Genomic DNA, 23,451 nt, shown 5'->3' with positions numbered 1-23,451 from the left:
GGGGTAGCGCCTTTTATGGCATCAACCTAGGGAAACGATTCTGAAATCAACCGTTCTTAAGGCGGTACCGCTGCGATTGCCGTTATCGCGCATATTGTCGTCGTGAGTAGCGTTCCCGTATTGGCTCACCGGCCTGAAGGACAGGTCGTGTTCACCTTGAGACAGATAGGCTTGGCCATGCTGGAACACGACGACCTTCGTCTCATTGTCGTTGAGGTCGACGGGAAAGCCCATTTGAATGCCGTCGAGATACACGGCGAAAAGTCCGCCGTCCGGGCTGGTGATCAAAGTGCTAGACAGTTCATACAGGTCGCTGTGGCTGATATCCAACGTATAGGCGATGGCGTCTCCGGTTTCCCGGTAGGTGCGTTGTCCTGATTTGTCGACATGGCTGGCGGGACGTGCACCGAGCAGTTCCACATAGGCGGTCTCACCCATGCGTTTGATCTGACAGGTGACATGCTCGGCGACTGAAGGCTTGAGCGAGACTGCATGAATCGTCGTGGTGCCAGATGTCGGTGGAGTGAGAGTGACGGCGAGGCTCGTTCGGGCCGGCACGGTAAGCGGCAGTGTCAGCCGCCGTCCCTCTTCAGAATTCACGTCTATAGTGCACATCCGATCAAGTACCTGCACGGTGTGCCGCAGCGGGGTCGCCAGCGTCTCGGGAATGGCATCGACGTAGGCCCGCACCTTTCCGTCGGTTGCCCATGAGACAGGTAGATTGGAAATATTCAGATCGACGCGCATGTCGGAATCTCCGCTGTTGCCGATGAGCATCCGCGCTTCGCGGTGATGATTGTCGTCGCTGACACTGGCCACGGCATCCAGAACTTCAGGCGTGTCGACTTTCGTGACGCTGGCCAAGCCGCCCGACATCTGTCCGTAGAACCGATAGACATACCATAATCCCGTCGGCATGGATTTCGTCTCGAAGTCCACCATCTCGCCCATGTCGCCGCTGGACTTGGGCTGGTCGCCCGTCAATCCCCATTCCGAGCGCAACCCCGCGATGAGGCCTTGATCGTACGCTCGTTCCATGGCGGCGATATAGTGCGTTGCCAACCCGGTGTTGTAATCGCCCTCGGCCTTGCGCCCGTCTGCGTCGGTCTTGTAGCCGATTCCTTGGTATTCGGTGATGGCAATCGGCGGCGTCTTCGCGCCAAACTCGTCACTGATGTAGGCATTGACGGCCGTGATATCCTGTTCGAGTTTCGGTGGCTTGTTGCTCAGATCGTGCCAGGAGAGGATGTCCGGCATGCAGTCGTGGCGCTGGCAATAGCGCAGGAAATCCTTCATCTTGTCCATCGCCGGATTGTCGGGCAGAGTGCGCAGCGTGGAGAACTCCGGGCCTTGCACCAGTGCGTTACTGTCAAAGGATTTGACCGCGCGGAACGCGATTTCGTAGAACCGTTCGGGGCGCTCGAGGGACCAATCCTCGGCGTTCCACTGTGCGTCTGGCTCGTTCATTGGAATCCACGAGGTGACGGCGATGCCCCTGTCTTTGGCTTCCTGCATCAGCGCATGAATGTGTTCGGTGAAGCGTGCGGCCAGCTGCTTGTCGTCGGCGACATCCTTCCATGCATTGCCGAGCCGATTCTTGAACCCGTAGTAGACACCGATCATCAGCATGGCGTGCGGATAGGCCTCGTGAAGCCTTCGATAAGTGGCTTCGTCGAAGAAGCCCGGCAGGTACTCATAGTCGGCATACCCGTCCTTGCGTGAATGGGCCTGCCCGCGCACCGCGTTGACGGTGATGCCGTCGCTGAGCCATCCGGCCGGAGTGCGGGCGTCGAACAGATGCAGGTTGCCGGCGGCGATGTGCCGCATGGGGGAGGTGGTCTGGTGCAAATCAACGGTGATATGGGGGTGCGTCGTCGTCATGATTCCTTCTGAAAGTGGTATTGCAGTGGATGGTATACATCCCAATCTACTTCGGTTAATCGCACTACGCGAGCCTCCGCCGCCCGAGCGTTTCAACGGTGTACATGTTCTGCCGCTTGCAAAGTCAGTGCTCTTCGTCCGGCTTGAAGATGTCTTCATAAGGCTCTTATCGATAACGTCATTTTTGTGTCGAAGAAGCAAGTGGATTATCTGAATTTATTTGCTTTTGCCTGTTTCATGATGCGATAATAAACGATAGGTGAAAATAACATCGATCATGGAGCTGTAATGACTGTTGCAAAGAAACCGGTGGCAAAGCCCAAGGGAAAGGTTCTTGGAAAGCTGAGGACGGCTGCTGACATTATTCAGTTGATCGGGGAAATCGTCTCTCCCGATCAGGTAAAAGAGATTGTGGGTTGGTTGAAGGACCAGCAATTCTCCGACAAGTTCATCGAGCTGACCAAGAAGATTCACTTTCAGGACAAACATGATCTGTTCGCAAAAGTCGAGAACCAATGTGATGCCGTTGAAGAATTGATTCGAACCCGTTCCTCGATGCTTGCTGATGATGCGCCGATTTCCGCGTGGCGCGTCGAATTGGATAAGATACGTACCGGTACTGAACTGGTCAAGGAAGCCAAAGCCAACGACACGAAAAAGATCAAAGCGCTTGAAAAACGTGCCAGCAAGCTATACAACAGCGTGTTCATTGCTGTCATCGGCAAATAGCATGGCTGTTTGATTATTCTGTTCAACTCGGATGTGTGCTTATGCAAGGAGAAACCAATGACTTCAGAGGATATCGTTCCAGATTCGGATGGCAGGGAATCCGTCCAGATTATTCAGGACGAACAAGGCATCATGGTATTGGGCGATGATTCGGCGGTTGATGCATGGCTGAAGGGCGCCGGACTTGATCAGGACGCAAAAGCTATTGGTCAGCGTGCGATACAGGTCTGCGGCAACGGTCTCCAAACGCTTGCCAATACATCTCAGCAAAGCGGTCGGTGGGTGAAACTGACAAAAGAGTCAGTAGCGCAAGTCAAAAAGTACGGTTCAACCGGCACGGGTGTGGTACGTGGCGAGCATGGCAAGATTATCAGTCATCTCAAATTTGAGGACTTGACCAAAGTCTCTTCTTTGGCCAATCCTGAAATGCTGGCAGGTGCCGGTGCCGTTATGACGCAGATGGCGCTTGAACAGTCCATGAAAGAGATTACGGACTATCTCAATGAAATAAACAGTAAAATCGATGATTTGATGCAAGATCAAAAGGATCAGACGATTGCAAATCTGATGGGCGCGGCTCGAATGATCGATGAGACCAAGACGATTTACGACAAAGTCGGAGTAATAACGGATACGACTTGGTCGAAAATCGATGATTGTCCAATGGATTTGGCGAGTGCCCAGAGTTATGCCATGGTAAAGATTAAGAATCTTGTGGATAAACTTTCTAAGGAAAAAGATGCCGGCAAAGCTGCAACGTTTTCACAACAATTGCTTGACGACACTACCGATTGGATGTCGGTTATCGGGAAATCGATCCAGGCGCAAGATGAGTTGTACGTCATTGAATTGGACCGGGTGCTTGATGACCGTCCGCAAGAAATTGAACAGTACAAGGAAGGCATTAACGCTGCTCGTCAAAAGCGTTTGCATGATATCGCCGATGAATTTGGACAATTCAGCAAAAGCATCCAGGCGTCTGCAGATGCTATCCGTTCTCAAAAGGTTTGGCATCCCAATGCTGTAAAAGAAGCATTGAACAAATTGCAAGAGGTCAACCACCGTTTGTCCGGATTTGCTGTGGCAATTGGCATTGACGCGGATTCCATCGAAATCGAGATGGCACCGCATTGGAGGGATGCTGCCGGGAAACTCATTGCGGATACCACCACTGAGATCAGCCAGGGTGCCAAGCAGATTGGCAGTGGCGCTCTCAAACTGGGCAAAGGTGCCGGTCAGAAAATCGGTGAAGGTGCCGGGTTCGTTGGTGATTACGCAGGGCAGCTCGGTGGAAATATCAAAGAGGGTCGTGATAAATTTACCGAAAAACTTGCTGCGCAACGTTCTGAAGAAGCAGATAACCATAAGCCCAAGAAGACTGATTCCAAGCTAAAGCTACATAACTTCTTGCCGAAACATAAGGATTCCAAGGAATGACCAGCAAGGATTTGGCCAAGAAGTGACTATAAGTTGAAGACATCATCAATGCCATCTTGGCCAAAGCCTGCGCTCACTTCTTATACGAGCCTGTTATTTACGATTCCGGGTCAAAGATGTCTTCGATAGTGCAACCGAAAATAGCGGCCAGGCGGAACGCCAAAGGCAGCGACGGGTCAAAGCGGCCCTTTTCGATGGAGATGATGGTCTGACGGCTCACGCCGGCAAGTTCGGCGAGGGCGGCTTGCGAGAGTTGGTGTTGCTGACGAAGTTGCGGTAGACGGTTGTTCATGCTATGGCCTTCTTGCGATAGACGAAATACGCGCATGCCATGGTAATCAATCCGATGAGCATGATGCTGAGTAGTGCGAAAGCTGCGATGGGGCTGGGGATTGGTTTGTCGTAGAACGACACCAGCAGGAGCAGTATCGTGTCGGCAAGCACCATTGCGATAAGGGCTGCGGACTTCGCGCGTGTGCGCCAGGTGTCTTCTACGTTCTCTTCGGGATGGGGAATCACGCCAGTGATGGTCGACCTGTCGACTATCGCCACCCAGCAGAAGCCGACGCTGCATTCGCCGATCAAGACCGTCATCAATACGACAAAAATCCAATCGCTAAGCTGTGCGGGTCTGCGGATAAGAAAAGCGATGATTCCGAATATGACACCAATGACGACTCCAACAACGATTGATGTGCACCAAAGCGCGACTTTGCCGCCGCCGAAAATGGTTTTGGCACCGAAGGCGCTGGTTGTCTTCTTTTTGGCTGCTGTATTTGATTCGGCCGCTTCAGCGTGTAGCTGGTTAGTGTTGCCGGTTTGGTTGTCCATCATGTTCCTCCATTGCAATATCGGTGAAATAACCTAATCTCGATAATTTCATTAAGTAAAGCAAACTTTACTATGTAAAAGAAACTGTACATCCATGATCGTTCGTTGTCAACATTGGGGAGTTTGAGGTTCTTAGGTCTGTTTTGAAACTCGCAAAGGTTTATTTCAAGATAATTTGAAATAAATGGGGAAATGGAGTATTCTGTTTTTATATTTCAATATTATTTGAAATATAACAATGTTGAATGTGTCAGAAGGAGGCACCATGGGTGTGCAAACCACGTTGTCGGCGCTCGCGGACCCGGCGCGGCGCGAGATTCTGCAGTTGCTGCGGCAGAGGGTCATGAACGCCGGCGAGCTTGCGGAAGCGACGGGATTGTCGGCATCGAGGCTTTCGTACCACCTCAAAAAGCTGCGCGAGGCAGGTTTGGTGACGGATAGCCGTGAGGGCACGACCATCTGGTATGAGCCGAACCTGACCGTGCTCGACGACACCATCGTCTGGTTGAAGCAATTGCAACGCAACGAAGCGGTTTCCAAAGCTTCGCGTTATAGCGCGAAACAGGCAGGAACGAATACGCCCATATCCGGAAATCGTCAGACGGTGGCCGAGACTGCGGAAGACGGCAATGGAGAAAAGCAAGGGAAATGATGATGAACGACGATATTGAAGAAGAAGAAAAGAAGCCGGCAACGAAACCGATGAAGGCTGATGTTCCAGAAGTCCAAGGACGCGCGAATGGCGGATCCGATGGTGGAGAAGGACGAGACTGGAAAGCCGTGATCGCCGGTGCGAAAAACTGGAACATCGCAATGGTGATCCTCGGTCTGTTGCCGCTGATTGTCTACTTGCTGGCATTGCCGTATATGCCCGATCGTGTTCCTATGCACTACAATGCGTACGGCGAGCTCGACAGTTGGGGCAGCAAGGGTGAGTGGCTCTTCTTTCCGTTGTTCACGTTGCTTGTCTGCTTGGTCTGGCTGGTCTGCGAAATCCCCGTTGAGCGTTCCGCTCGCAAGCAGTCGAATGCCGGTATGAGCACTAAGACGACGGTGCGCGTATGGATCATCGGCGGATGCTGCATGTTCGTGGTGCTCAACGTCCTCAATGTGTGGTTCATCGCCGACGCGTTCGGCAAAGGACAAGGCGGAGCCACGATACCGCTGGAAGTGATCCTGAACGTCGTGACCGGTCTGGTGTTCATCGTCGTCGGCAACGTCATGCCGAACACCCGGATGAACCGCTGGAGCGGCATCCGCGTGCCGGGAGCCTTCAAAAGCCGTGAATCGTGGCGTCGTTGCCAGCGTTTCGGCGGGTTCGCGTTCATTCTCGGAGGCGTGATCCTGATGGTTTTCGGCTTGGCTCTGCACATCTACGACGTGGTGAACCTCTACGCCATCCTCGTTGTAACGTTGGTCATTGTCGTCGTGATTTCCATCTACGGCGTCTATGCCGGCAAGAAATACGGAAACGTCGGCGGCCCGATTCAATAATATCGTCTGACGATGTCCGTTGAGTGTGTTGGCAGACCCTTGACCTAAAGTACTGCTATGTAAGGCTTTTAAATCCTAGAAACGTTTGGGGGGATTGCACCGTGGGCATTGCGAAGACGCGTAAGGAAAGTTTGGCGTACGACAACCTTACTATCGCTCAGGACGCCAAGACCATGGACGAGATCGACGCGATTGCCCGTAAGGTGAAAGCTGACGATGCCTCGCGCCAGGCTGCGGATGAGTATTGCCGATTGCTTGACAGGCACCATGCATGGGGGCTGTGCTTTAACGGTTATGCGAACGCCGCAGGATACGGCTACGTCTACGAACCTACGATGGCGGTTGCTGCCGATGGGTGGGATGCCCATGCGCCGTTCTGCGAGCTTGGCAAAACCTCCCAGCTGTTGGTGACCGTGAAGTCTTTCCGGTCGGGGCACGACATAGATCGGGAGTCGGGGCGCAATTTCCTCAAGAACGAATTCGGTATCGTCATCAACGATGATTTCCGCTTCAATTGAGTTTCCTGAATAAAAGCGGAGGATTGATTATCGGCCTTTTAGTATTGACCAACGACCAATAATCAATAATCGACGGCCGGCCATCAACGCTCAGTTCGATTCGATCAGCGTGTAGCCGTGGCTGGCGATGACGGACTTGAGCTTGCCCAGGTAGCTTTCGGCGGCCTTGGAGAGGTTGGCGCGCTCGTTGGTGATCCAGCCGACCAGCATGGTCTCGTCGGTGTCGAGCGGGACGGTGACGATTTTCTCGTTGTTAAGGTCGCCGTTGTCGATGCCGGTGCAGATGGTGTAGCCGTTGAGACCGATGATGAAGTTCAGGATCGTGGCGCGGTCGGTGACGGTGATGAGCTTGGGGGAGTCCTTGGGCCAGACCGCCTCCTCGGCGAAGTAGAAACTGCCTTCCTCGCCTTGCTCGTACTGGATGAACGGGTACGGCTTGAGATCGTCCATCGTTACGATTTTCTTGGACGCGAGCGGGTTGTCGCGTGAGATGAAGACGTGCAGCCCGGCACGGAAGAGCGGGTGAAACTCGAGGTGCTTGCCGCGCAGGAGCTTGCCGATGACGTCCTTGTTGAAGTCGGAGAGGTAGAGGATGCCGATTTCGGAAAGCATGTTGGCGACGGAATCGATGATGTCGCGTGTGCGGGTCTCGCGAAGCGTGAACTCGTATTCGTCGGATTCGATGGAATTGATCATCTCGACGAACGCCTCGACGGCGAACATGTAGTGTTGCGTGGAGACCGAGCAGAGCTGCTTGCGGGGCTTGGCGTGCTTGTAGCGTTCCTCCATCAGCTCGGCCTGATCGAGCACCTGACGCGCGTAGGTGAGGAATTCCGCACCGTCGACGGTCAGCGCGATACCCTGCGAGGAGCGGGTGAAGATTTCGATGCCCATCTCGTGCTCGAGTTCCTTGACCGACGAGCTCAGCGCGGGCTGGGAGACATACAGCTCGTGGGAGGCCTCGTTCATCGAGCCGCATTCCACGATCTTGACGATATATTTCAGCTGCAGCAGTGTCATAGCAGAAGTTTATAACAACGCGTGTATCGACGAGATTAACTTATAACGATAGTTGATATTGGAACTGGTGTAAAGCGATAATAACTCCGTCTGAATATTCTTGAATCGTTGAAAAGACGGCGAAACTGACCAGGCATCCGCGTACGTGAAGATTTGATTTCGTGTTCGTTCGTTGTAAATGTCTGGCGCGGATGCCCGCATATGCGTATATCATAACAGGGTTCAGATACGCACACCCAGACTTTGCAGCGCTGTTCGGGCTTGGACCGCATCGCTGAAATGGATTCCCTTGATGCCAACGGTTTTCGCGCCATCCACATTGGCCTGCGTATCGTCGAAGAACACCGTTCGGCCCGCATCAAGTCCGAAGCGGCTCAAGGCAAGATCGAAGATGTCGGCGTTCGGCTTGTGCATCTTTTCGACGCCCGAAACCACCGTGCCCTGCAGCAGCCGTTCGAGCTGCGGGAATTTTTCGAACGCGAAATGGAATGTCTCGGCCGACCAGTTCGTCAGACCCCATACGCCATAGCCGGCCTTGCGCAGATCCGTCAGCAGCGTTTCCATGCCGTCGATCGTCTTAGGCAGGGCATCGTCGTAATGCTCGATGTAATAGCGGAACATCGTAGCCGCCTTGTCGCCGTATTCCTTTTCGACGTCCTTGATGACCACCGCGAAGTCTTCGCCGGCATCCATACGCGCTTCGGCGGCGAAGAACCCGTAGACGTCCCTGTCCGAGCAAACCTGGTCGATGATGGCTGAAGGGAAATGCCCCTCGAAGCACGGGCGATAGTTCAGTTCGAGCAATACTCCGCAGAAATCGAACATGACATCGCGGATTTCGGTATCGCGTTTGTCGACATTATTGTTTTGCGGCTTGGACATCGTTCCTCTTTCTTTTTTGATATGCCTATCACTCATTTCGACTATCGTGCCACGACTATCGAAATCGGCCGATCGGCGACGTCGATACTTAGTTCTGCATCAACTCCTCGAACGTCTGGGGCAGTGCCGCGATGACATCGGTCGCCACAATCGGGTGCCCGGGCTTGCCGTCCGGCGAGATGGTGCTGTCTTCGTCGAAGATTTCAGGCGGCTCCCAGCCGTGCTGGTCGGATTCGGAGGCGAGGCTTGCGGCATAACCGTGGATGTAGCTTGCGCTGGCGGCGGTCATGACGTCGAGGCTTGGATCGTGTTGCAGCTCTTCCTCGCCTTGCTGGGCGAGCATGCCCGCCATGATGCCGGCCAAGACGTCACCGGCCCCGGCGGTTGCCAGCCATGCCGGCCCGCTGCCGGAGATGTAGGTCGTGGTCATTTTGCGCGTGCCATCGGCGTTTTCGGATCCTGCTTCGGTGCCGGCCGGCAACCCTTCCACATTGGCGTCGCCGACCACGATGGTCACCGCACCTTTGAGCAGCACGGTAGCGCCGGTCAGCTTGTGAGCCCGTTTGGCCCAATGCCAGGGTTGTGCGGTAACGGATGCGGTGTCCACGTCCTCGCCGCGCAGACGCAGCAATGCGGCCAGTTCGGCGGCATGCGGGGTGATCACGACATGCGGGGGCACGCGTTCCGGCAACAGGTCGAGCGCGCCCGCGTCGACGCAGATCGGCGGCATGGTCCAAGGCTCACGCTCGTAATCGATGCCTGGATCGGTGCTGCCCCATACGATTCCGGTACGTGTGGACTTGTACGATATTTTTTCTTGATCCAGATCACGGACCGGAATCTCCGTCTCATCCGTGGTTTTGCAGGCTTGCGCATCCGGCCATGCATAATGTTTGAGCAACGCGCCAATCGCCTCTCGCTGGCTATCGGGTCCATGTACGCTGTGTCTGCCGGCATTCTCGTTGCCGGCGTCGTTCACGGCTTGCGCGGTAGGAACTCCGGAACCGACGGCCCAAGCCTCGACGCGTCCTTTGCCGATAACGATTTCCGGCGCATTGCGCAGCACCATATCGGACGCGTTGACCGGCCCCAGATAACGCACCATGCCGATATTGGAACGGACGGCCGCGCCGGAACTCAGGACGGCTGCACCAGGGTATTTCGCCGATCCGGTAATCAGACCGACCACGCCGCGCGAATATTTGGAATCGGTTGGTTTTGGCAGCCGTATCATGTTGCCGGCCGTGCCGTCGATTGAAGAGACCACGGGATAGGCGCGCGTGATGTCGAAGCCGAAATCGACCAGAACGATGCGCCCGCAGGCGAAAGCAGCAGGAGGCAGCATCGCGCAAGGCTTCATGGCCCCGAACATGACGGTGATGTCGGCGGGAATATAGCTGCCGGGCAGGGTTCCGTCATCGACGCCGATTCCGGAGGGTGTATCGATGGCTACCACAAGCGGCTTCTGTTCCTGCTCGGTGTTGGTTACAAACGGCGGCTTTTCCGGCTCTGTCCCATCCTCGTTGGTGGGGTGGAGGATATTCGCCATCGTTGCGGCAGGCCCGCGAAGGGCGCCGTGCACGCCGATACCGGTCATGGCGTCAAGCACGACATCGGCTTGCTGCGTCAATTCAATCGCCGCTTGCAACCGTTCACCGGCCTCGCCTGCGCCGAAACCGTTGGAAACGCCTGGAATGTCCGCTTCTGGATTGATGATCAACAGCCTTCCGCCGCTGCGGGTGAAGGCCAGCAGGCCTTGCAGATGCAGCGATTTGCCGACCGCGATTGCCGTGACCTGGGCACCTGCCCGAGCCAGCTGTGCGGAAGCGAACAGCCCGTCGCCGCCGTTATCGCCTGCGCCGGCCAGCAGCACGACTTTCGCCCCGTCGATATCGATGTCACGCTCGTCAAGCAGTTCGGCGGTAACCCTGGCCGCGGCCGAGGCGGCCATGCGCATCAGCGGAACGCCCCGATCGAGCAGCGGACGTTCCATGCCGCGAACCGTCTCGACGCTGTAGGCCTGCCGCCGCAGCATCGATTTACGCATCAGCTCCGTCATCGTTACCTCGTCCATTGCCGACCTCCTATGTCCGCCGATATCTAGCTCGATGTTACCCCAGCGCGGCCACATGGGGTTGCCGATAAGCGGAACCTGCCATAAACAGGCCGCTCAGCGCCCGTCAGCGGTCCATTGATGGCGCGATATAAAAAATCCGCCATAAACAGGCCGTTTGGTGTTCGTCGGCGGTTCGTTTATGGCGGAAACGGAAAAACGTCGTGAGGCTACTCCTCGGCGACCAGATCCAGATAATCGTCGCTCCACAGGTCCTCGTCGCCGTCCGGCATCAGCAGCACCCGTTCGGGGTTGAGCGCCTTGACAGCGCCCTCGTCGTGGGTGACCAGAACGATGGCACCCTCATACTTGGCGATGGCCTTCAAAATCTCGTCACGCGAAACGGGGTCGAGGTTGTTGGTCGGCTCGTCCAAGAGCAATACGTTCGCGCGTGAAGTCACCAAAGTCGCCAAAGCCAAGCGCGTCTGTTCGCCGCCGGAAAGCACGCGAGCCGGTTTGAATGCGTCGTCTCCGGAGAAGAGGAAGCTGCCCAAAATCGAACGGGCGTGGGTGTCGTCGAGGTCGGGGGCGACATGCTGCAGGTTCTCGAGCACGGTCGCGTCCATTTCCAGCGTGTCGTGCTCCTGGGCGAAGTAGCCGATCTTGCAGCCGTGCCCATAGTCGACCTCGCCGGTATCGGGCTTGTCCTCGCCGGCCAGGATGCGCAGCGTCGTGGTCTTGCCGGCGCCGTTGTAGCCCAGGATGACCACACGCGAGCCCTTGTCGATGGCCAGGTTGATGCCCGCAAAGACGATGTTGGAGCCGAACGCCTTGGAGATTTCTTTGGCCATAATCGGCGTCTTGCCGCACGGTGCGGGTTCGGGGAAGCGGATGTCCGCCACCTTTTCCTTGGCCTCCGCTTCACTGGTCTCGCTTAAAAGACGTTGCGCCCGCCGCATCATGTTCTGTGCCGCGACGGCCTTCGTGGCCTTGGCGTGCAGGCGGATCCCCTGCTTCATCAGACGGGCGGCCTTCTTCTCGGCCACCTCGCGCTCGCGGCGGCGGCGCTCCTCGTCCACCACACGCTGCTTCAAGTACGCCTTCCACCCCAGCGAATACATGTCGATCTGTGCGGTCTGCGCGTCCAGGTGCCAGACCTTGTTGACCACTTCATCGAGCAGTTCCGTGGAGTGGGAGATGACCAGGAACCCGCCTTCGAAACGCTTGAGATAGCCGCGCAGCCATTCGATCGAATCGGCGTCCAAATGGTTGGTCGGCTCGTCGAGAATCAGCGTGTCGGCGTCGGAGAACAGAATACGCGCCAGTTCGATACGACGTTTCTGCCCGCCGGACAGCGTGCCGATCGGCTGTTGCATGGTTTCGTTGGGAAGCCCCAGGCTGGCCGCCATGGAAATCGCCTCGGACTGCGCCGCATACCCGCCGGCCTTGTCGAACGCCTGCATCGCCTTGTCGTACTTGTCCATCGCCTTTTCCATGACCTTCGGATTCTCGTTGGTCATTTCCTTTTCAGCCTTGCGCATACGCTTGATGATGCTGGCGATGTCACGGGCGCTCATCATGCGGTCCAGCGCGCTCTGCTCGGGGTCGTCGGCGTGGGTGTCCTGAGGAAGGTAGCCGAGTTTGCCGGAGACACGGACCTTGCCGGCCGTGGGAAGCAGGTCTCCGGTAATGGTGCGGGTCAGCGTGGTCTTGCCAGCGCCGTTGCGGCCGACCAGACCTATCTTGTCGCCCTTGCTCACGTGAAAATCAGTGGGGTTGAGCAGCGTACGTGCTCCGATCTGAATTTCCAGCCCTTGCGCCTCGATTGCCATACCTTATTACCTGTCCTGTTTTCTTTTACTGAAATTACGGTGAAATATACCAACATGCCATCATAGCGACACGTATGCTTTTCATGAAGCGATAGGAGACGCGGGGTAATCGAGATAACAGGGCGGGCATTCTGGTTGCGCTGATTTCAAGTCACGCAGACAAGGTGTTGCGGCATCGGCAGATCTCGAATCATATGCGGGAAGCGGGCCTGCACCACAGGCTGTCGAACAATTGTTCGAACCGTCCGCTATGATGGGTTATCCTACAGTGGAGCATTCGGCATCAAGCGGAGGTAAGCATTGGCAACATCATCGACGGCGCATACATCAGGAAAGACCGATGATTCGTCGGCAAGCGTAGTGGCGCAGAAGTTGATGGACAGCGATTCGTTCCTGTCCCAGGAGATAGCGAAGGCGCCGCTCAAGAAGACCGGCAATTCGCTGGTCGCGGACATCTCGCACATCCCCAGCGACCTGAAGATCACGATTCAAGGCGCTCGCGAACATAACCTGAAGAACGTCGACCTCGCCATCCCGCGCAGCCGCATGGTCGTATTCACCGGACTTTCCGGATCCGGCAAGTCCTCGCTGGCGTTCGACACACTGTTCGCCGAAGGGCAGCGTCGTTACGTCGAATCCCTGAGCGCCTATGCCCGCCAGTTCCTGGGGCAGATGGACAAACCCGACGTCGATTTCATCGAAGGCCTGAGCCCGGCCGTTTCCATCGATCAGAAGACGACGAACCGCAATCCGCGTTCCACCGTCGGCACCATCACGGAGATCTACGATTACCTGCGCCTGCTGTTCTCGCGTACCGGCATCCCGCATTGCCCGGTCTGCGGCGAAGTCGTGAGCGCTCAGACGCCGCAGCAGATGGTCGATATCTTGATGAAGAAGCCGGAGCGGACCCGCTTCCAGATTCTGGCTCCTGTGGTTCGCGGTCGCAAAGGCGAGTTCGAGGATCTGCTCGAGCTGCTGCGTGGCGACGGTTACTCGCGTGCATTGATCGATGGCAAGATGTGCCAGCTTTCCGACGACATCAAACTGACCAAGCAGAAGAAACACACCATCGAGGTCGTGGTCGACCGTCTGGTCATCAAGGACGGCATCCGCCAACGCCTTACCGATTCCATCGAAACCGCGCTGAGGCTGGCCAAAGGCATCGTGGTCATCGATTACGTCGATCTGGACGAAAAGGATCCGAACCGTCGTGAACCATTCAGCGAGAAGCGTTCCTGCCCGAATGGCCATCAACTTGAACTCGACGAGATCGAACCGCGAACGTTCTCCTTCAACGCCCCGTATGGCGCCTGCCCGGAATGCGACGGCATCGGCTACAAATTGGAAATCGATCCCGAACTGGTCATTCCCGATCCGAGCAAATCGCTTAACGAGAACGCCATCGAACCGTGGGGCATGACCAAGGGCACCGGCGAATACTATCGTCACGTCCTTGAAGGCCTTGCCGAGGAGATGGGATTCAGCCTCGACACCCCTTGGAAAGACCTGCCCAAGAAGATTCAGCATGCCATCATGTACGGCCATGATTTCAAGGTCAAGGTCTCCTATCGCAACCGTTGGGGCAGGCTTCGCGAATACAGCACCGGTTTCGAAGGCGTGGTGCGTACCCTGATGCGCCGTCATGACGAGACCGATTCCGACCAGATGAAGCTTTATTACGAATCCTATATGCGTGAGGTTCCTTGCCAGACCTGCCAAGGCAAGCGTCTGCGTCCTGAAGTGCTGGCGGTCACCGTAGACGGCAAATCCATCGCCGACGTCTGCGATATGCCGGTCGAACGCAGCCTCAAATGGGTTCGGTCGCTTCGGCTCGAAGGCTCGGCCGCGGTGATTGCCGGAGAGGTCCTCAAAGAGATTCGAGCGCGTCTCGGCTTCATGAACGACGTCGGGTTGAACTACCTGACCCTGTCCCGTGCCGCCAAGACGCTTTCCGGCGGCGAGGCGCAGCGTATTCGTCTGGCTACCCAGATCGGCAGCGGACTGGTCGGCGTCATGTACGTGCTCGACGAGCCGTCCATCGGTCTGCATCAGCGCGACAACGAACGACTGATCAAGACGCTGCATCACCTGCGCGATCTCGGCAATACGCTGATCGTGGTCGAGCACGATCAGGAGACCATCGAGAAGGCCGACTGGCTGGTCGACATCGGCCCGGGAGCCGGTGAAAAGGGCGGGGAAGTCGTCTATTCAGGGCCTGCGGCGCATGTCATCGACGCCCCGCGCTCCATCACCGGCGACTACATCGCCGGCCGCCGTACGATCGAGGTGCCGAAGAAACGTCGGAAGACCGACAGGAGTCGTCAGCTCAAGGTCATCGGAGCTCGTGAGAACAATCTTAAGAACATCAACGTCTCCATCCCTCTCGGCGTGATGACCTGCATCACCGGCGTCTCCGGATCCGGAAAGTCGACGTTGATCAATTCGATTCTCTACCCGTCTCTGGCCGACAAGCTCAACGGGGCACGCATCGTGCCGGGCAAGCACACACGCATCGAAGGCATCGAGCAGTGCGACAAGGTCATCCACGTCGACCAGAACCCGATCGGCCGTACCCCACGCAGCAACCCTGCCACCTATACCGGCGTGTGGGACAAAATCCGTCAGCTGTTTGCCAAGACTCCCGAAGCCCAGGTCCGCGGTTATGGCCCTGGCCGCTTCTCGTTCAATGTCAAAGGCGGACGTTGCGAAGCCTGTCACGGCGACGGCACCATCAAAATCGAGATGAATTTCCTGCCCGATGTCTACGTACAATGCGAGGAATGCCACGGCAAACGCTACAACCGCGAAACGCTCGAGGTGAAGTACAACGGCAAATCCGTGGCCGACGTGCTCAACATGCCCATCTCCGAGGCCGCCGACTTCTTCAAGGCCTATACCGGCATCTCCCGCTATCTCGACACCTTGGTCGATGTCGGACTGGGCTACATCCGTCTCGGCCAACCCGCGACCACGCTTTCCGGCGGCGAATCCCAACGTGTCAAACTCGCTACCGAGCTGCAGCGTCGTTCCACCGGGCGCACGGTCTACATCCTCGACGAGCCGACCACCGGTCTGCATTTCGAGGATGTGCGCAAACTGCTGCAGGTCCTTCAAGGCCTGGTCGACAAAGGCAACACGGTCATCGTCATCGAACACAACCTTGACGTGGTCAAGTGCGCGGACTGGATCGTCGACCTTGGCCCGGAAGGCGGCGACGGCGGCGGCACCATCGTCACCCAAGGCACGCCGGAGCATGTGGCCAAATGCGAAAAGAGCTGGACGGGCAAATACCTCGGCCCCATGCTCGGCTGAATGGCCACTGAGGCGGAACCAAGCGATATGCAGGAAGGCAGGCAATGGCGGTAACAGCGGACGAACAAGGTGGTGCAACGACCACAGGCTGGCGTAAGACCGCTCAGGCGGATGCCGGTAAGCCGAAGCGGCTGTTGGGGGACACCCGTGACCTGTTCCGCCCCGAAACCAGCGAGATTCCCACCGATCCGGGCGTCTACAAATGGCGTGACGGCGACGGCAGGGTCATTTACGTCGGCAAGGCCAAGAACCTGCGCAACCGCCTCACCTTCTATTTCCAGCCGTTGAGTGAGCTGCATCCACGCACGCAGAACATGGTGCTCACCGCTCGCAGCCTCGAATGGACCGTGGTCGCCACCGAGCTTGAGGCGCTCACGCTCGAATACACCTGGATCAAGGAATTCGATCCGCGATTCAACGTCGTGTTCCGAGACGACAAGACCTACCCGTATCTGGCGGTTTCGTTGGGCGAACAGTATCCGCGGGTGTGGGTGACACGCAACCGCAAACGCCGTGACACACGGTATTTCGGGCCATATGTCAAGGCATGGGATTTGCGCCATAGCCTTGACAAGCTGCTCAAGGCGTTTCCGGTGCGGACCTGCACGAAGACCGTCTTCAACCGCGCACATCTGACCAACCGACCCTGCCTGCTGGCATCCATCGGAAAATGTTCGGCCCCATGTGTCGAAAGAATCAGCGAAAAAGATCACCGACGCATGTGCGAGCGGCTGGTCGGCGTGCTCACCGGGCGTTACGGCACATCCTTTATCGCGGGACTGACCCGCGAGATGAAACAGGCCAGCGACGACATGGAATTCGAGAAGGCGGCACGGCTGCGCGACCAGATCTCCATGCTGAAAACCATGTCCGAGCAGAACGCGGTCGTTTTCGATTCGGATGTGGACGCCGATGTCTTCGGCATGGAATCGGATGAGCTGGAAGCCTCCATCCATGCGTTCTTCGTCCGTTCAGGTTCCATCCGTGGCGAACGCAATTGGAGCGTCAAACGCGTCGAGGACATCGATGATGCCGACCTCATCGCCGACCTCATCACACAGGTCTATTCCGACATGATGGAGGAGACGGAGAGCCAGGCCAACGTACCGTTGAATCTTCCCAGCAACGGCGAGGAACTGCTGGAACAGGACAGCGAAGTCGCCAAGGATTCGGAGGGTCTTGATGACGATGGCTCCGTCTCCGTTCCGGCCTCTGCCTCTGCCTCTAACGATAGCGCCATCGACATCGTCGAACGGCGTGACGCATTGGGCGCGACACAAAGCATCACCGCCACCGACAGCCTCTCGCGCGCGCAAGCGACACGCATCCGCAGGGAGCGTAGGATGCAGACCGGCAGAAGCGATCTGCTGGCCCCGATCTCGCCGGTTCCCAGAGAAGTATTGGTTCCGATTGAGCCTGCCCGACGAGACGAACTTGAAGAATGGCTCAGCGGCCTGCGAGGGGCTGCGGTGAGAATCCGTGTACCGAGCCGCGGCGAGAAGAAGGCTCTGATGGATCGGGCCGACAGCAATGCCAAGCAGGCGTTGCAGCGCAGCAAGATGAGCCGCATCAGCGACATCGGTGCCCGCACGCAGGCGATGAACGACGTGGCCAAGGCGTTGGGTCTCAGCGAATCCCCGTTGCGTATCGAAGGCTACGATATCTCCAACACTATCGGCGGCATCTATCAGGTCGCCTCCATGGTGGTGTTCGAGGATGCGATAGCCAAGAAGTCCGAATACCGTCGTTTCGCCATTCGCGGCAAAGACGGCAAAGGCGCGCTTGACGATCTGAGCGCGATGTACGAGACGCTCACCCGCAGGTTCCGCCATGGCAACATCGCCGGAGACACGGGCGAGAGCATCGACAACGAGAAGCGGATCGAAGAGGCCAAAGCTGCTTCGCATAGTCAATTTGCAGACTCAACGAATGAGGTGGGCGCCAACGCCGATGCCGGCGCTGCTGGTGCAACCGGTGACGCAGGGATATCGACACCCTCGGTAAGTGGCAACGAGTCGTCGCCATCGTCCGAAAACGACGGAAGCGACGGAAGGAACGAAGATTCGTCATCGTCTGCGATTGGCAATCAAGGAAAAGAGTCTGTCGAAAACCATGATGGCGTTGAACCTGCTCCGACAAAATCCACTATAAGCACGGAAGCCGCCGGCCTGACCAGTGCGGATGCCGTCGTCCAACAAGACACCCATCCGCGTCATTTCGCCTACAAGCCGAACCTCATCGTGGTCGACGGCGGCAAGCCCCAGGTGGAAATCGCGGCCAAGGCCCTCAAGGACTGCGGTGTCGACGATGTGGCGGTCTGCGGTCTCGCCAAGAGGCTCGAAGAGGTCTGGATGCCCGGGGAAGACTATCCGCTTATCCTCAAACGGCAGTCCGAAGGCATGTATCTTCTGCAGCGGGTTCGTGATGAATCCCATCGTTTCGCCATCACCTATCACCGCAAGTCCCGGCGTAAAGGTGCCCTTCGCTCCGCGCTCGACAACATCCCGGGCATCGGCGAAAGCTACCAGAAGAAACTGCTGCGTGCCTTCGGCTCGGTAAAGGGTATCCGCGCGGCCAGCCTTGAAGACCTTGAGAATGTCAAGGGCATCGGCAAAGCCAAGGCCCAGGCGGTCTACACAGCGCTTCACAGCAATTCCGATGAAGCCAAACCCTCAACGGCGACCATATCGCGGACACAATGAGCAATCAAAAACCGGAAACATCGTATAAACAAATCAGGGTAGGCATACCGGTGTGGATCAATGCGATTGGCGAAAGGGGCATCGACAAATGACCGACAACATACACCACCGCTGTGCGGTACTGGGCAAGCCCATTTCACATTCGCTTTCGCCGGTGCTGCACAACGCGGCCTATCAAGCCCTTGGGCTTGACGATTGGCAGTATTCACGCGCCGAGGTCGGAGAGGCGGATCTTGAGGCCTTTCTTAAAGGGCTGGATCCTTCCTGGGCCGGATTGAGCCTCACCATGCCGCTGAAACGGACCATTCAACCTTACGGCACTCCGGCAGATACTTGGTCACGCAGACTGTGCGTGGCGAACACCGCCGTTTTTTCATGGAATGAAGGCACTGACAAACCGGATGTGAAACTGTATAACACCGATGTCGAAGGTATCGTCAAAGCGTTCTCACATTGCTGGCAGAGTTCGGGAGCCACAATGTCCGCAGCGGAGGCTGGCGCAGGTATGCCTGACCGGGGTAGCAGGTGCACGATAAGCCGACCGGGAGCCAAAGCCGTCATCCTCGGGAACGGCAACACGGCGCTTTCGGCTTTGGCCGCCTGCACCGAAATCAGAGTGCCCGGGGCGGGTGCCATCACGGAGGTAACGGTATGCGCCCGTCACCAACACGACCACGATCCGATGAGACATTTGGCAGATTCGCAGCCTGGTCTTGACTATCGGCAGGTACCGCTTTGCCATGCTCCGCAATACCTGATGCAGGCCGATATCGTCATCAACACCATACCGGCCCGCGGAGCCGACGAAACGGCCTGGGAACTAGCCGAATCCCTCCTCGGATCTAGGGGCGTGCGTCTCCGGGGCACCCTTCTCGACGTTGTCTATGATCCCCGTCCCACCAAGCTCATGCAGGTCTGGCGCGCCAACGGCGCAACCGCAATTGGCGGCGAGGAAATGCTGCTGTATCAGGCGATTGCCCAAGTCCGGTTGATGACGGTAGGGGCGCATATCATAGGAACGGCAGATTTCGAGCAGGCGATGAGAAGCGCCTTACAGGAGGCACTGTGATTTCGGAAACGCAAGGACCGGACGGCACCGGGAACAAGGCCGAAAAGACGGCTTCTGTGCTTGGCTTGAACGACAAGGAAGGTGCCGTTTCCACGAAAAGCGGTAGCAATAAGCCCAAACCCGCCAGTCAATTCGAGGTCATGCTTATCACCGGCATGAGCGGAGCCGGTCGTTCCCATGCCGCCGATTGCGTAGAGGATATGGGCTGGTATGTGGTTGACAACCTTCCTCCGAAGCTGTTGATACCGCTGGTCGATATGATGACCTCTTCCGGTTCCAAAGTCCATAGGCTCGCGGCGGTCATCGATGTGCGTTCACGCAGTTATTTCGACGATCTGTCCGCTGTTTTGAGTCATCTGGATGATCTGGGTGTGCGTACCCATATTCTTTTCCTCGACGCCAGCGACAAGGTTCTGGTGCAGCGGTACGAGTCCGTGCGGCGTCCGCATCCACTTCAGCGCGGCAACCGCCTTATCGACGGGATTCGAGAGGAGCGTGAGCTGCTTGAAAATCTCAAGGAACGGGCCGATACCGTCATCGATACCTCAACGCTGAGCATCCATCAGCTTTCGACGAAACTGTATGAGGCTTTGCTTGGCAGCGGCGCGAAAACCGTTTCCGTCCACATCTTCAGTTTCGGTTTCAAATACGGGATTCCGCTTGATGCGGATTTCGTCGCAGACGTCAGATTCCTGCCCAACCCCTATTGGGTGCCGAGTCTGCGTGAACTCAACGGGAACGATCAGGCCGTCAGCGATTACGTCCTTTCCAGCGAAAGCGCCAGGGATTTCATCGACTCCTACGAGAAGGCCATCATGGTGGCCATCAAAGGTTACGCTCAGGAAGATAAGCATTATGTCACAATTGCCATCGGCTGCACCGGTGGCCAGCATCGTTCGGTGGCTATCAGCAATGAGCTGGCGAGAAGGTTCAAGGCTCACGGGCTTAGTGTGACGGTATCGGCGAGGGAGTTGCATCGTCATGAGCGACAATAGCCAGGTGTGAAATTGTCGATCGTTTTTGAATCTGGTGATGGACCAGGATATTCGGTATCGACATAAAACGGACAAAGGGAAGCAGAACGATGGATTCTTGTCCAAGTCATTCGCTATCACAGATAGCCGTGGCATAGGCGTGAGATGACTCCGTTTAATGTTCCAATTACACTTATATGAAGAACGGGAAGTAGGAGGTTGGGCTTTGGCTCTTCTGAACGAGGTCAAAAGCGAGTTGGCAAGCGTGGAGACGGATTTGCCGACCGCAAAGATGGCGCAAGCTGCGACGATGATGCGGTTCGGGGGAGGTCTGCGTCCCGTCGGCAACAAGGCTGTCATCCGCGCGCAGTTCGATTCGCTTGAGGCGACCGAATGGTTGCGCAAGACTATCGCGCATTATTTTCAGCGCGAAGCTAAAGTCACCAAAATAAGCAGGCAGACTCCCAACGGAATCGTGCAACGCTATGATCTGCTCGTCGAGCGCGGAGCGACCGCGCTTGCTCTGCAGACGGGTCTGCTCGACCGGCGTATGCATCTGGTCGAGGGGTTGCCTGCAGAGGTCATCAGTGGCAATATCGCCCAGGTAAAGGCTGCCTGGCGCGGTGCGTTCCTCGCGCGTGGCATGATTTCAGATCCTGGCAAGTCCAGCTATCTCGAAATCATCTGCCCTTCGCATGAGACGGTGACGGCATTGCAGGGTGCGGCCCGCAGGCTCGGCATCTCCGCCCAGGCTCGCAAGGTCCGCAGCTCCGAACGTATCACACTTCGTGATTCCGATTCCATCGAACGCATGCTGATGCTGATGGGAGCGCCGCGTTCGGCCCGCGAATGGACCGGCAAGCGCACGGATGGGGAAGCTCGCGGCAAGGCCAATCGCCTGGCGAACTTCGACGATGCGAACATGCGCCGCAGTGCCAAGGCCGCTGCCGAGGCCACCCAGAAAGTCAAGCAGGCGTTCGAGATATTGGGTGACGATATTCCCGAAAACCTCAAGGCGGCCGGTGATCTGCGGCTCCAGCACACGGATGCCAGTCTCGAAGAGCTGGGCCGTCTTTCAAATCCTCCGATCACGAAAGACGCCATCGCCGGACGTATACGCCGTTTGCTGCAGTTGGCCAACAAGACGAAAAGGGCGCGCGAACAGCAGCAGGCCGACTAACAATCGTTGCATGCCGTGTTGTCCGGGCGAGGCTCAGCACGGGTATTTGCCGTTGAAATATGAGGTTTTATCGGCAAAACTGGTACTGTGAGCGTTCACAAATTAAAGCTTGTTTTGAGGTAAAAGTATGCCCAAAACGGTTTTCTTGTTGAGCGAGGAATGTACCATTACAAGTGACATGGGTCACAATTTGTACTCTTATCCGGCCGAAGAAAACGGTTCTTCCGGCTGGAAATGGTTTTTCAAGGAAAGGATACCAATGAGGACACTCAAGGATTTAGGAGATCTGAAAGGCAAGAAGGTTCTTGTCCGTGCTGATTTCAATGTGCCGCTGAAGGGCACCACCATCACCGACGACGGCCGTATCCGCGCCGCTCTGCCGACGATCAAGGAACTGCGTGCCGATGGCGCGAAGGTCATCCTGATGGCCCATCTCGGTCGCCCGAAGGGCAAGGTCGTTCCTGAGCTTTCGCTGGCACCGGTCGCCAAGCGTCTGGGCGAGCTGCTCGGCGTTGACGTGACGTTGGCGAGCGACACCTACGGCGAGGATGCCCGAGCCAAGGTCGCCGCGATGAATGACGGCGACGTTGTGCTGCTGCAGAACGTGCGTTATAACCCCGAAGAGACCAGCAAGGACGACGCCGAGCGCGCCGCTTACGCCAAGAAGATCGCCGCCTTGGGCGAGGTCTTCGTCTCCGACGGTTTTGGTGTCGTGCACCGTGCACAAGGCTCTGACTACGATGTGGCCGCCGATCTGCCGAGTGCAGCCGGCAAGCTCATCGAGAAGGAAGTCAAGGCGTTGTCCCGCGCCACCGAGAACCCGGAGCGCCCGTTCACCGTCGTGCTCGGCGGCTCGAAGGTCTCCGACAAGCTCGGCGTCATCGAGAACCTGCTGAAGAAGGCCGACCGTCTGCTGATCGGCGGCGGCATGGCCTATACGTTCCTAGCGGCCAAGGGTTATGAGGTCGGTACCTCCCTGCTGGAAAGCGATCAGATCGAGACGGTCAAGGGATATATGGACGAGGCCAAGAAGAACGGTGTCGAGCTCATTCTTCCCGTCGATGTCGTGGTCAACAAGGGCTTCCCCGACGGCAAGACCGAGGTTGCCCCCGAAGTCGTCGACGCCGACAAGATCCCCGCTGACAAGATGGGCCTCGACATCGGCCCGAAGACCCAGAAGCTCTTCCACGACAAGATCGTCGATTCCAAGACGGTCGTGTGGAACGGCCCCGCAGGCGTGTTCGAAGTCGAGCAGTTCCAGGCCGGTACTAAGGCCGTCGCCCAGGGTATGGTCGACGCCACGGCCAAGGGTGCCTTCACCATCGTCGGCGGCGGCGACTCTGCCTCCGCAGTGCGTAACCTCGGCTTCCCCGAGGATGGCTTCTCGCACATCTCCACCGGTGGCGGCGCTTCCCTCGAATTCCTCGAAGGCAAGACCCTGCCCGGTCTCAAGGTGCTTGAGTAATCGAATCGAAACCGTTGGTGCTGTAGCGCTTTGCAGCTGAGTGTCAAGTTGCGCTACACTACTAACAGGAAT

Annotated in this window: 18 protein-coding genes; 11 read left to right on the top strand and 7 right to left on the bottom strand. The window is 57.1% G+C overall.

What is annotated here, in order from left to right; all coding sequences use genetic code 11:
- Positions 1-21 precede the first annotated feature (21 nt).
- A complete protein-coding gene (locus tag OZX64_RS05125) occupies positions 22-1,881 on the bottom strand; it encodes a hypothetical protein (protein WP_277171810.1) in 1,860 nt (619 codons plus the stop codon).
- Positions 1,882-2,169: 288 nt separating this feature from the next.
- Here OZX64_RS05125 and OZX64_RS05120 point away from each other — a divergent pair, with 288 nt between their 5' ends.
- Together OZX64_RS05120 and OZX64_RS05115 are read left to right on the top strand one after the other, a co-directional pair.
- The gene (locus OZX64_RS05120; RefSeq protein ID WP_277171808.1) at positions 2,170-2,610 is read left to right on the top strand and encodes a hypothetical protein; all 441 of its coding nucleotides are present in this window, start codon (positions 2,170-2,172) and stop codon (positions 2,608-2,610) included.
- A gap of 57 nt (positions 2,611-2,667) precedes the next feature.
- Positions 2,668-4,047, top strand: coding sequence for a hypothetical protein (locus OZX64_RS05115; protein WP_277171806.1), 1,380 nt, complete (start codon positions 2,668-2,670; stop codon positions 4,045-4,047).
- A 97-nt stretch (positions 4,048-4,144) separates the two neighbouring features.
- Here OZX64_RS05115 and OZX64_RS05110 read toward each other — a convergent pair whose 3' ends face one another.
- Entirely contained in the window at positions 4,145-4,339 is a 195-nt protein-coding gene (locus tag OZX64_RS05110; RefSeq protein ID WP_277171803.1) for a helix-turn-helix transcriptional regulator, read from the bottom strand.
- On the bottom strand, positions 4,336-4,881 hold the full coding sequence (locus tag OZX64_RS05105; protein ID WP_277171801.1) for a hypothetical protein: 546 nt from the start codon (positions 4,879-4,881) through the stop codon (positions 4,336-4,338). Before OZX64_RS05105 ends, OZX64_RS05110 begins: the two co-directional genes overlap by 4 nt.
- A gap of 262 nt (positions 4,882-5,143) precedes the next feature.
- Here OZX64_RS05105 and OZX64_RS05100 point away from each other — a divergent pair, with 262 nt between their 5' ends.
- The 3 genes from OZX64_RS05100 to OZX64_RS05090 all read left to right on the top strand — a co-directional run bounded on the left by OZX64_RS05100 (position 5,144) and on the right by OZX64_RS05090 (position 6,890).
- Positions 5,144-5,530, top strand: coding sequence for a metalloregulator ArsR/SmtB family transcription factor (locus OZX64_RS05100; protein WP_277171799.1), 387 nt, complete (start codon positions 5,144-5,146; stop codon positions 5,528-5,530).
- Between the two features lie 2 nt (positions 5,531-5,532).
- The gene (locus tag OZX64_RS05095; protein WP_277171796.1) at positions 5,533-6,372 is read left to right on the top strand and encodes a DUF1648 domain-containing protein; all 840 of its coding nucleotides are present in this window, start codon (positions 5,533-5,535) and stop codon (positions 6,370-6,372) included.
- 131 nt (positions 6,373-6,503) lie between these two features.
- Positions 6,504-6,890 (top strand): hypothetical protein, encoded by a 387-nt coding sequence (locus tag OZX64_RS05090; RefSeq protein ID WP_277171794.1) that lies wholly within the window; start codon positions 6,504-6,506, stop codon positions 6,888-6,890.
- A gap of 90 nt (positions 6,891-6,980) precedes the next feature.
- Here the strand turns inward: OZX64_RS05090 and OZX64_RS05085 are convergent, their stop codons facing one another.
- The 4 genes from OZX64_RS05085 to OZX64_RS05070 all read right to left on the bottom strand — a co-directional run bounded on the left by OZX64_RS05085 (position 6,981) and on the right by OZX64_RS05070 (position 12,677).
- Positions 6,981-7,910, bottom strand: a complete 930-nt coding sequence (locus tag OZX64_RS05085; protein WP_277171792.1) for a LysR family transcriptional regulator — start codon at positions 7,908-7,910, stop codon at positions 6,981-6,983.
- 222 nt (positions 7,911-8,132) lie between these two features.
- On the bottom strand, positions 8,133-8,792 hold the full coding sequence (locus OZX64_RS05080; protein WP_277171790.1) for an HAD family phosphatase: 660 nt from the start codon (positions 8,790-8,792) through the stop codon (positions 8,133-8,135).
- 88 nt (positions 8,793-8,880) lie between these two features.
- Positions 8,881-10,866 carry a bifunctional ADP-dependent NAD(P)H-hydrate dehydratase/NAD(P)H-hydrate epimerase gene (locus tag OZX64_RS05075; RefSeq protein WP_277171788.1) on the bottom strand — a complete coding sequence of 662 codons (1,986 nt, stop codon included), beginning with the start codon at positions 10,864-10,866 and terminating at the stop codon, positions 8,881-8,883.
- 209 nt (positions 10,867-11,075) lie between these two features.
- Entirely contained in the window at positions 11,076-12,677 is a 1,602-nt protein-coding gene (locus OZX64_RS05070) for an ABC-F family ATP-binding cassette domain-containing protein (RefSeq protein ID WP_277157323.1), read from the bottom strand.
- Between the two features lie 375 nt (positions 12,678-13,052).
- Here OZX64_RS05070 and uvrA point away from each other — a divergent pair, with 375 nt between their 5' ends.
- The 6 genes from uvrA (at position 13,053) to OZX64_RS05040 (ending at position 23,379) form a co-directional block, all read left to right on the top strand.
- Positions 13,053-15,989: an excinuclease ABC subunit UvrA gene (gene uvrA, locus OZX64_RS05065; protein WP_277174984.1), complete on the top strand. Its 2,937-nt coding sequence runs from the start codon at positions 13,053-13,055 to the stop codon at positions 15,987-15,989.
- Positions 15,990-16,120: 131 nt separating this feature from the next.
- Complete coding sequence (gene uvrC / locus OZX64_RS05060; RefSeq protein ID WP_277174983.1) at positions 16,121-18,691, top strand: excinuclease ABC subunit UvrC; 2,571 nt, start codon at positions 16,121-16,123, stop codon at positions 18,689-18,691.
- A gap of 88 nt (positions 18,692-18,779) precedes the next feature.
- Positions 18,780-19,760, top strand: coding sequence for a shikimate dehydrogenase (locus tag OZX64_RS05055; protein ID WP_277171786.1), 981 nt, complete (start codon positions 18,780-18,782; stop codon positions 19,758-19,760).
- A 65-nt stretch (positions 19,761-19,825) separates the two neighbouring features.
- Entirely contained in the window at positions 19,826-20,755 is a 930-nt protein-coding gene (rapZ, locus tag OZX64_RS05050; RefSeq protein ID WP_277174982.1) for an RNase adapter RapZ, read from the top strand.
- Between the two features lie 205 nt (positions 20,756-20,960).
- Positions 20,961-21,914, top strand: a complete 954-nt coding sequence (gene whiA, locus OZX64_RS05045) for a DNA-binding protein WhiA (protein WP_277171784.1) — start codon at positions 20,961-20,963, stop codon at positions 21,912-21,914.
- A gap of 259 nt (positions 21,915-22,173) precedes the next feature.
- A complete protein-coding gene (locus OZX64_RS05040) occupies positions 22,174-23,379 on the top strand; it encodes a phosphoglycerate kinase (protein ID WP_277157326.1) in 1,206 nt (401 codons plus the stop codon).
- The last annotated feature ends 72 nt before the right edge of the window (positions 23,380-23,451 follow it).

The sequence above is a fragment of the Bifidobacterium sp. ESL0704 genome, assembly GCF_029392075.1.
In the GTDB taxonomy this organism is placed as follows: domain Bacteria; phylum Actinomycetota; class Actinomycetes; order Actinomycetales; family Bifidobacteriaceae; genus Bifidobacterium.
The sequence above is the reverse complement of the archived record's forward strand: the minus strand, read 5'-3'. Positions and strand labels throughout refer to the sequence as shown.

What these genes read in the sequence shown, in the direction of transcription:
- OZX64_RS05125 (WP_277171810.1), bottom strand. Translation starts at nt 1,881, where the DNA reads ATGACGACGACGCACCCCCATATCACCGTTGATTTGCACCAGACCACC.
- OZX64_RS05120 (WP_277171808.1), top strand. Translation starts at nt 2,170, where the DNA reads ATGACTGTTGCAAAGAAACCGGTGGCAAAGCCCAAGGGAAAGGTTCTT.
- OZX64_RS05115 (WP_277171806.1), top strand. Translation starts at nt 2,668, where the DNA reads ATGACTTCAGAGGATATCGTTCCAGATTCGGATGGCAGGGAATCCGTC.
- OZX64_RS05110 (WP_277171803.1), bottom strand. Translation starts at nt 4,339, where the DNA reads ATGAACAACCGTCTACCGCAACTTCGTCAGCAACACCAACTCTCGCAA.
- OZX64_RS05105 (WP_277171801.1), bottom strand. Translation starts at nt 4,881, where the DNA reads ATGATGGACAACCAAACCGGCAACACTAACCAGCTACACGCTGAAGCG.
- OZX64_RS05100 (WP_277171799.1), top strand. Translation starts at nt 5,144, where the DNA reads ATGGGTGTGCAAACCACGTTGTCGGCGCTCGCGGACCCGGCGCGGCGC.
- OZX64_RS05095 (WP_277171796.1), top strand. Translation starts at nt 5,533, where the DNA reads ATGAACGACGATATTGAAGAAGAAGAAAAGAAGCCGGCAACGAAACCG.
- OZX64_RS05085 (WP_277171792.1), bottom strand. Translation starts at nt 7,910, where the DNA reads ATGACACTGCTGCAGCTGAAATATATCGTCAAGATCGTGGAATGCGGC.
- OZX64_RS05080 (WP_277171790.1), bottom strand. Translation starts at nt 8,792, where the DNA reads ATGTCCAAGCCGCAAAACAATAATGTCGACAAACGCGATACCGAAATC.
- OZX64_RS05075 (WP_277171788.1), bottom strand. Translation starts at nt 10,866, where the DNA reads ATGGACGAGGTAACGATGACGGAGCTGATGCGTAAATCGATGCTGCGG.
- OZX64_RS05070 (WP_277157323.1), bottom strand. Translation starts at nt 12,677, where the DNA reads ATGGCAATCGAGGCGCAAGGGCTGGAAATTCAGATCGGAGCACGTACG.
- uvrA (WP_277174984.1), top strand. Translation starts at nt 13,053, where the DNA reads ATGGACAGCGATTCGTTCCTGTCCCAGGAGATAGCGAAGGCGCCGCTC.
- OZX64_RS05055 (WP_277171786.1), top strand. Translation starts at nt 18,780, where the DNA reads ATGACCGACAACATACACCACCGCTGTGCGGTACTGGGCAAGCCCATT.
- OZX64_RS05040 (WP_277157326.1), top strand. Translation starts at nt 22,174, where the DNA reads ATGAGGACACTCAAGGATTTAGGAGATCTGAAAGGCAAGAAGGTTCTT.